This window comes from Candidatus Parvarchaeota archaeon, assembly GCA_016866895.1.
Classification (GTDB): Archaea; Micrarchaeota; Micrarchaeia; order Anstonellales; family VGKX01; genus VGKX01.
This window is the reverse complement of record VGKX01000038.1, coordinates 1-8,772: the sequence shown is the minus strand read 5'-3', so window position 1 is coordinate 8,772 and position 8,772 is coordinate 1. Positions and strand designations below refer to the sequence as shown.

At 48.3% G+C, this 8,772-nt stretch carries 8 protein-coding genes; 6 read left to right on the top strand and 2 right to left on the bottom strand.

The features are described from left to right. From aroE to aroA, 6 genes are all read left to right on the top strand, one after another. Positions 1–2,072, top strand: a 2,072-nt coding sequence (gene aroE, locus FJZ26_02460) for a shikimate dehydrogenase (protein MBM3229269.1), incomplete at its 5' end; no start/stop codon positions are given. Next, entirely contained in the window at positions 2,072–3,142 is a 1,071-nt protein-coding gene (gene aroC / locus FJZ26_02455; protein MBM3229268.1) for a chorismate synthase, read from the top strand. The genes aroE and aroC, both read left to right, overlap by 1 nt. Before the next feature lie 313 nt (positions 3,143–3,455). Next, the gene (pheA, locus tag FJZ26_02450) at positions 3,456–4,319 is read left to right on the top strand and encodes a prephenate dehydratase (protein ID MBM3229267.1); all 864 of its coding nucleotides are present in this window, start codon (positions 3,456–3,458) and stop codon (positions 4,317–4,319) included. A 4-nt stretch (positions 4,320–4,323) separates the two neighbouring features. After that, the gene (locus FJZ26_02445) at positions 4,324–5,385 is read left to right on the top strand and encodes a pyridoxal phosphate-dependent aminotransferase (protein ID MBM3229266.1); all 1,062 of its coding nucleotides are present in this window, start codon (positions 4,324–4,326) and stop codon (positions 5,383–5,385) included. A 65-nt stretch (positions 5,386–5,450) separates the two neighbouring features. Then, complete coding sequence (locus FJZ26_02440) at positions 5,451–6,209, top strand: prephenate dehydrogenase (GenBank protein MBM3229265.1); 759 nt, start codon at positions 5,451–5,453, stop codon at positions 6,207–6,209. Continuing rightward, positions 6,206–7,501, top strand: a complete 1,296-nt coding sequence (gene aroA, locus FJZ26_02435; protein ID MBM3229264.1) for a 3-phosphoshikimate 1-carboxyvinyltransferase — start codon at positions 6,206–6,208, stop codon at positions 7,499–7,501. Before FJZ26_02440 ends, aroA begins: the two co-directional genes overlap by 4 nt. Positions 7,502–7,562: 61 nt before the next feature. Here aroA and FJZ26_02430 read toward each other — a convergent pair whose 3' ends face one another. Both FJZ26_02430 and FJZ26_02425 read right to left on the bottom strand, forming a co-directional pair. Beyond that, the gene (locus FJZ26_02430; protein MBM3229263.1) at positions 7,563–8,063 is read right to left on the bottom strand and encodes a YbhB/YbcL family Raf kinase inhibitor-like protein; all 501 of its coding nucleotides are present in this window, start codon (positions 8,061–8,063) and stop codon (positions 7,563–7,565) included. 134 nt (positions 8,064–8,197) lie between these two features. After that, positions 8,198–8,593 carry a hypothetical protein gene (locus FJZ26_02425; protein ID MBM3229262.1) on the bottom strand — a complete coding sequence of 132 codons (396 nt, stop codon included), beginning with the start codon at positions 8,591–8,593 and terminating at the stop codon, positions 8,198–8,200. Positions 8,594–8,772: the final 179 nt, after the last annotated feature.

Below are 8,772 nucleotides of genomic sequence, written 5' to 3'. Positions count from 1 at the left end.
TTGTAAAACTGTGCGCATGCATAGCCGAAAAAAATGCAAAAACAGCACTTGCTGCTATTGGCAGGGCAAAAAGCCAGGGCGCTGCCCTAGCAGAGCTTAGGCTGGACTATCTTGAAAACCCTCGCGAGGCAGAACAGATAATTCGCAACTCGCAAGTCCCGATAATTGCCACGTGCCGGAGGGTTTGCGACGGAGGCATGTTCAGGGGGAACGAGGAACAAAGGACAGGAAACTTGATTGATGCAATAAATTCCGGGGCTCAGCTAGTGGATGTTGAATCAGACATGGACAAAAAACTGAGAGTAGCTGTGTGCAGCTGCGCAAGGCTGAGAAAATGCACTGTCATCATGTCAAGGCATTTTCTAAGCGGCGTGCCTGACAGGGATTATGCAAGAAAGTTCATTGAAGAATCGCTTGAATGCTCGGACATAGCAAAATTCGTATATTTTGCAGAAAAAAAGCACGAGTGCAGGCTTGCAGTTGAAATTGCAGCAAGGTTTGCAAAAACCGGGAGAGTTGTTTGCTTTGCCGCAGGCGAAAACGGAACTGCAAGCAGGATATTTGATGCAAAGGCCGGGGCGCCTATCGCATACTGCAGCACAGGGCAGAAAAACAAGGTTGCCAAAGGCCAGCTGACAGTTTTCCAGATGGATAGGGCAATGAAGAGCAGGACACCGCTTGTCGTGCTTCTGGGGTCTCCTGTCAGCCACTCGGTAAGCCCGCAGATGCAAAACGCTGCGTTTGACAATGCAAAAATTGGCCTGGCGTACTGTCTTCTTGAAACAAGCCCGCAGGATTTGGAAGACACAGTCAGCCTGCTGAAAAAAGCGGCTGTTGCAGGATTTAACATAACAATACCGCACAAGGAGAGAATGGTTGGGCTTGTGGACAGGCTTGACAAAACTGCGAAAAAGATAGGGGCAGTGAACACTGTGGCAATCCGAAATGGGATTTTGGCTGGATACAACACGGACTGCATCGGAGCATATGAGGCACTGGGGGGAAAAAACGCCATTCAGGGGAAAAACGTCTTGGTACTTGGGGCAGGGGGAGGCGCAAGGGCAGTCGCATTTGCATGCAGGAGCATGGGCAAGGCAGGAAATGTCGTTGTAGCGGCAAGGAGGATGGAGCAGGCAAGGCAAATTGCTTTGGACCTTGGCGCAGAAGACAGGCGTGGCGGAAAAGTTTCGGCAGCAGGTTTTTCCAAACCTGAGTTGGAAGATGCGTGCCGCAAGGCGGACATAATTGTCAACTGCACTCCTGTTGGCATGAGCCCCAATCTAGATACAGCACCAATCGGCCCTGGGCTTTTGGAAAAAAGGCACGTTGTGTTTGACATCATATTTAATCCAATTGAGACAGCGCTTGTGAAGGCTGCAGCAAGAAGGGGATGCAGGATTGTGACAGGAGAGAAGATGCTTGTTGCACAGGGGGCAGCCGGCTTTATGATTTGGACAGGGAAAATACCGGACAAGGAAAAAATGGCGGAAGCTGCACTTGTTGCACTCAAGCACCCTGCCAAAAAAATCCAGAGTGCGCTTTCAAAAAAGCCTGGAAAAAGCATTGCCCTGATTGGCTTTATGGGAACTGGTAAAAGCAGCGTGGGCAGGCTTGTCTCAAGAATGCTTGGAGCAAGGCATATTGACACGGACGGGGAGATTGAAAAGGCGGCTGGAAAAAGCATTCCAAGGATATTCAAGGAGGATGGCGAGGAAAAGTTCAGGGAGCATGAAGCCAGGGCAATTGCAAGTGCAGCCAGGGAAAGAAATGCAGTAATTTCATGCGGCGGCGGGGCAGTGCTTGCAAGGCAGAATGTGGAGGCCTTGAAAAACGGCTGCGCGGTTATCTTGCTTGAAGCAAAGCCCAGAACAATACTTGAAAGGATTGGCAGAGCAAGAAAAAGGCCACTAATTGCAGGAGAAAAACCGCTTGAAAAAATCCGGAAACTTCTTGCCTTGCGGTCAAATATTTATTCAAATGCAGCAGATATCAGGATAAAGACCGATGGGAAAAGCATTGGGCAGGTTGCTGGAAAGATAGTGAAAATAACAGAGCAAGAGGGTTGGTGCTGATGCGATTTGGAGAAAGATTCCGAGTTGAGATTTTTGGGGCTTCCCATGCAAAGCAGATTGGATGCACAATCGATGGCTGCCCCAAAGGCACGAGAATAAGTCTGGAGAGAATACAGGCTGACTTGGAGAGGCGAAGGCCTGGCACAAGCGTTCTAACCACAAAGAGAAACGAGCCTGATAGGATGATTGTCAGGGATGGAATATCAGGCGGGGTGGCAACTGGCAAGAAAATAACTCTTGTAATTGAGAACAAGGATGTGGACTCAAGACCATATGAAAAATTCAGTGGAAAGCCGCGGCCCGGGCATGCAGATTACACGGCACATATAAAATACGGCCCGGGTTTTGACATGCGCGGTGGCGGGCCGTTTTCAGGAAGGATGACTGCGGCCATGGTAATGGCAGGAGGGGTTGCAAAGCAGATTCTTGAAAGCCACGGGATTGAGGTTGCCGCCTTTATCACCCAGATAGGCAGGGCAAAAATACCCGGAAGGGTTGAGGATTCCAGGATTTCCAGGACTCCGGTGGCCGGGATAGCATGCCCGGACGCAAAGGCAGCGCTTGAAATGAAAAACGAAGTGGAAAATGCAAGTTTGCATAAAGATTCGGTAGGAGGAATTATCGAATGCAGGTGCTTTGGGGTTCCTGCCGGGCTTGGAGACCCCATGTTTGGCTCTGTTGAAAGCACCATAGCCAAGGCCGTATTTGGCATTCCAGCAGTCAAGGGCATTGAGTTTGGGGCAGGTTTTGCCGCAAGTTCCATGACAGGCTCAAAGTGCAATGACGAGTTTGAGCTCAAGGATGGCAAGGTTGCCACAAGGACAAACAATGCTGGCGGGATTTTAGGCGGCATAGCAAACGGCATGCCGATTGTTTTCAGGGTCGCATTCAAGCCAACTTCAAGCATAGGTAAAAAGCAACGGACTGTTGACCTCAACACGATGACAAACACTGAGATTGAGATAACTGGAAGGCACGACCCGTGCCTTGCCCTAAGGGCAGTCCCTGTTGTTGAAGCAGTTGCTGCAATCTGTCTTGCCGACCTGGCCCTGATGCAGGAAGAAAGTTGAAGGGCAGACTGTCATTGAGAATGGATTTGGAGACTGAAAATGCAATGAAAAATGATAAAAGGTGAAACTGATGGCAATATCAAAAAAGAAAATAGACGAGATGAGGAAAAGGATTGACTCGTGCGACAAGCAGATTGTTTCGCTTCTTGCAAAAAGGGTTGAGACTGCAAAAAAGATACTTCGGGCAAAACAGCATCTTGGCATAGAAGGCGAGGACTCTGCAAGGGAGGAGGAAATACTTGGAAGCGTTGGCAGGAGGGCCCAGACTTGCGACATAGACACGGAATTTGCAATCAAGCTTTTCAGGGAAGTCATTGACTACAGCAAATTCAAGCAGGGTTCAAAGCAGCCCCTTGTTGCCTTCCAGGGAGAACATGGGGCATACAGCGAGCAGGCCATAGACGGGCTTTTTTCAAAAAACAGGACTACGCTTCCATGCAGCACTTTCAGGGAGGTGTTTGAGGCAGTAGGGTCTGGCGAGGCTGACTATGGCCTTGTGCCGATTGAAAACTCGCTTGAGGGAAGCGTAAACAGCGTCTACGACTTGCTGCTGGAGTACGACTTGCACATTACAAAAGAAACCATGCATAGGATTACGCATTGCCTGGTTGCGGCAGGCAGCACATCACTTTCAGGAGTCGAGGAAGTATATTCGCATCCGCAGGCGCTTGGGCAGTGCAAAAAATACCTTGAAGAAAGACTGCCGTATGCCGGCCCGGTGCCATATTACGATACTGCGGGCGCTGCAAAAATGATAGCTGAGACGGAGAAGCACAATTGCGCCGCGATCGCAAGCAGGAAGGCGGCGGACTACTACGGGCTAAAGGTGCTTGCGGAGGACATTGGGAACAGCAGGGAAAATTTCACGCGCTTTTTGCTTCTCTCACGGCAAAAGGCCGAAAATTGCCTGAACCCGAAGACTTCTATAGTCTTTGCCGCAAAGCACAAGCCAGGGGCGCTTTACCACTGCCTTAAGCCATTTGCAGAAAGGAAAATCAACCTTACCAAGCTGGAGTCAAGGCCAGCAAAGCAATGGGAATATGTTTTTTACATGGACTTTGTCGGGGATGCAAAGGAAAAGAACCTAGAGCAGGCACTAGGGGAGCTTTCACAAATGACAAGCTTCATCAAGGTTTTGGGAGTTTATGAAAGCGCAAAGGATGGCGTAAAAAAGTGAGGCAATGCAAATGAAAAAACCAATGGATTTGGGGGTTGGGGACCCGGACTTGAAAGCCCCAGCTTTGCTTGCCAAGATAGCAAGAAAGTCAATCAATGAAGGCAGGGACTGCTACGCAAGCCCGGCAGGCCAAGCCATTCTCAGAAAGGCAATTGCAGCCAAAATCGGCGCCGATGCCAATAATGTGGTGATAACGCCTGGCTCAAGATGGGCCATTAACCTTGCAATGAAGGTGTGCACAAGACCTGGAGAAAGAATTGTTGTGCTTGGGCCTGCGTGGCACGGTTTTTCGCAGATTGCAAGGGCAAACAGACTGAAAGTAAGGGTCATTGACTGCCTTGCCGAAAAAAAGAACGGGCATCTTGGGTTTATGTTGCCTCGAAAAAAACTGTCAATGGCAATGACAAAAAATACTGGCATGATAGTTGTCAACTCGCCAAATAACCCTACAAGCACGACTCTTCAAAAGCCGGACATTGAATTTATCGAAAGGCTTGCAAGAGAGAAGGGCGCTTATGTGCTAAGCGACGAGGCATATAGGGACCTTGCCTTTGACGGCAGAGACAACAAGGCCCCAGAAGGCAAAAATGTGATAAAAATCGGCACGTTCTCAAAGACATTTTCAATGACAGGATGGAGGATAGGGTATGTTGTTTTCCCCCAAGGCAAAATGGCAAGGCAGGCAGAGGAACAAAACAGGATTTTTATAACAAACGTGCCGCTTTTCATCCAGGATGCCGCCTTAGCCGCGGCAAAAATGAGGGACACTGTTGCAAAGGGCAGGAGAAAAATTTTTGCCAGGCGCCTGAGAGTGGCACTTGGCATACTTGAAAAGTCCCAAGGGCTGCAATTATGCAAGCCCGATGCAGGATTTTACATCTTTGTCAGGAGAAGAGGGCTTGACGCAGTAAAGCTTGCAAAAAAGCTTGCGAAAAAGGGAGTATTAATAAGTCCGGGGACAATGTTTGGCGATTACAGGGATTGCTTCAGGATTGCATTAATCCAAAATGGGAAAAAACTGGTGGCTGCACTAAAGATAATCGCAGATGAGCTGGGGCAAAAGTAGTTGAGGAAACCTAATTGGGGATGCGATTTAGGATTTATTAGCTTGATGCTATGACGTGAATAAAGATGGCAAAAAAACTTGAGGTTGGCATAATCGGTTTTGGGGCATTTGGAAGGCTGGTTTCCCTGCATCTGCAAAAGTTTGCAAAAATTACCGCCTATGACAGCAGTGCATTGCTCAAGGCAAAAGCAAAAAGCCCAGGGGTAGTGTTTTCAAGCCTTGAGGCAGCAGCATCAAGAAAAATAGTAATTTTTGCAGTCCCAATATCGGCATTTGAAAATTGCGCCAGGAATGCCGCCAAGCACGTAAGTCCTGGCGCACTGGTGCTTGACACCTGCTCGGTAAAGCAGCTGCCTGCAGCTGCAATGGAAAGGCTGCTTCCCAAATCGTGCTTTATCATGGGCACGCATCCGCTTTTTGGGCCCCAAAGCGCAAGGGGCGGGCTTGGCGGTTTGGGTATTGTACTTTGCCCAATAAGATGCACTGGCATGCAGCTGAAAAAGGCAAAACGGGTTTTGAAAAGCCTTGGGCTTAAGGTTTCTGTTTGCACGCCAGAGGAGCACGACAGGAAAATAGCTAGGACGCAGGCAATGATGCACTTTATGCTTAAAGGATGGGCAGGAGTGCTCAAAAACCACGTGAAGGAGGGGCAGGGCGAATTTGCCACAAGTTCGTTCAGACAGCTTTGCAAGGCGCACAGCCTGATTGCAAATGACTCAACGGCACTTTTCACTGACATGCAAAAATTTAACAGGTTTGCAAAACTGGAGCGAAAAAAACTGATTTCAGGGCTCATTGCACTTGACAGGCGGCTGAGAAAATGATTGGTTCTATGCATCAAAGTTCAGTTGAAATAAAAAAATGCCAAAGGCCCATGAACGCGACGATTGTCGCACCCCCGTCCAAAGCACATACTCTTAGGGCGATATACATTGGCGCTTTAGCCAACGGCAGGACAACAATAATTAATCCGCTTCTTGCGCAAGACCAGCTTGCTGCACTTGAGGCAGTCAGAAAACTTGGTGCAAAAGTCAGGATCGGGAAGGGAGAGATTTCAATAGATGGCGGGATTGAAAGGCTGCGGCCGGAAAAGGTGAATGCCCAAGGCTCCGGGGTGAGCGCAAGGTTCCTGCTTCCCATATGCTGCCTGATTGGCGGCCAGAGCATCGTGGATGGAAGCATGAAGATGAGAAGCAGGCCTATTAAGCCCCTTGTTGAAGCCTTAAGGCGGCTTGGGGCCAGTATTGATTACCTCAAAGAGAAGGGGCATTTACCAGTAAGGATAAACGGCAGCGGCCTTGATGGAGGAAAATGCAATATTGAAGCAAGCGCAAGCTCGCAGTTTATATCGGCCTTGCTTGTCACAGGCCCCCTTATTAATAAAGGGATTGTTTTGAACATTGGCAAGAAAATTGCTTCAAGGCCATATATTGAAATTACTCGCGAAGTGATGGAAAGGTTTGGAGCCAAAACTGAAAAAAAAGAAAATGAGATTAGAGTGGCTTCATGCAATTACAGGCCATGCAGATACAGGGTTGAGGGCGATTACAGTTCAGCGGCATTCCTTTTTGCAGCGGCAGCCATTACAAACGGCAGCATCAGAGTCAAAGGGCTAAGCGCCAACACGCGCCAGGGAGACAAATTTTTCACTGAAATCCTTGAAAAGATGGGTTGCAAAATAAAAATTGGCAGGATGAGTGTAAAACTTATTGGCGCCAGAAATTTAAAGGCTATAAATATTAACATGTCAGACTGCCCGGATATTGTAATGCCTCTGGCTGCCGTGTGCCTGTTTGCCCGTGGGACAAGCAGGATTGGCGGTGTTGAAACGCTGCGGCTCAAGGAAAGCGACAGGGTGCAGGCCATAATTGAGAACATAAGAAACCTTGGAGGTAAAGCGCGATTCAAAGACGGAAAGATACATATCAAAGGTGCCGGCATCGGGGGGACTGGACTGCACGGCGGCCTTATCGACCCCCATAACGACCACAGGATTGCAATGGCATTTGCCGTGGCAGGGCTCAGGATAGGCGGCATAAGAATTTGCAACCCAGAATGCGTCAAAAAAAGCTTCCCTGCATTTTTCAAAGTTCTGCGGCAGATATGGAATAATTAGTGGAATAAATTAAAGCATTGACAAGCTTTCAGCAAATAAAGCCAAATATTATAGTCGGGAGCTATCGTTTGTACAAGCCAACAGTCTCCCCTTTTGCTATTGCCAGCCGCTCGACTATTGTCTCAAGCTCTATTTTTGAGCCGCTTTGCACCTCTATCTGGTCTTTGAGCGCATAGATTTTGAAAAAATAACGGTGCGGTTTTCCAGGAGGCGGGCATGGGCCCCCCCAGCCAGACTTCCCAAAGTCGGTCATTCCAAAAACTGACCCTGTGCCACCTGCGCCCTTGTTGCCCCACGCTTCTTCAAAAACATGATTTTTGGCACCCTGGCCGATAGCCACATTCCATGCCGTAAAATGCGTAAACGCCCCGCCTGGCGCGTCCGGGTCGTCAACAACGATTGCAAGATATGCAGCCTCAGCTGGTATTTCTGAAACCGAGATTTGCGGGAACATGTTTGGCCCTTTGCAAGTGTACCTGTCTGCTATGAACCCGCCGTTATTGAAAGGTGCCGAAATTTTAAGTGTTTTCACATAAATCAACCCCCCAGACGCCGTTTGCATGCCAGATGAATCAGAATTTTTCGGTCCGCCAAACTGCCTTGTTTAGTGCAACCCAATAAGAGAATGGCAAAAAGAAGCGCTAATGCAAATTTTGCCCTCAAATAATCCCTTCTGAGTTTGGAGGTTGGGGATATTTACGCTTTTTCCTTTCTTTTTTCCTTCTTTTTGCCCTTCTTGTTGGCTATTTGGATTGGGAGCATGGCGCTAACAGGACTCTTGATTTTCAGCGCCCACGAATACGCCGCAGTTTTCCATGACAACGAGTCTATTTTGTGGTCAGGGATTATTTCACCATAAAACCCCCGCCTCAAGAACCTGAAGATGCTCTTGTCATTGACTATTTCATTTTCAAGCTTGGCAAGCTCGCTGTTTTTTGCCTCCCAGTCGCGCAATGTTTTGAACTTGCCAATACGAAGCACAGATTTTAGTGCGGAAATTATGTCTTCCCTTTGTGGGGAAGCAACGCGCTTTTTGGAATTGGCACGCTTCAGCTCGTTAATTTTCCGTCCAATCTCATTGCCATCTCTCATTAAATCAACCTAAATAAACCAATTCAGATTACGCCGAGGGTTATTATTTCTTTTGCCGGTTGCACAAATATAAACTTGCTTGGCCGTTTTGTTTGCCATGCCAGATTCAAACAAAAGTTTTCGCACAGGCGGCCGCGGTAATGGCTCTGGCTGCAGTTGCACTGATGCTTGGAAAAAAC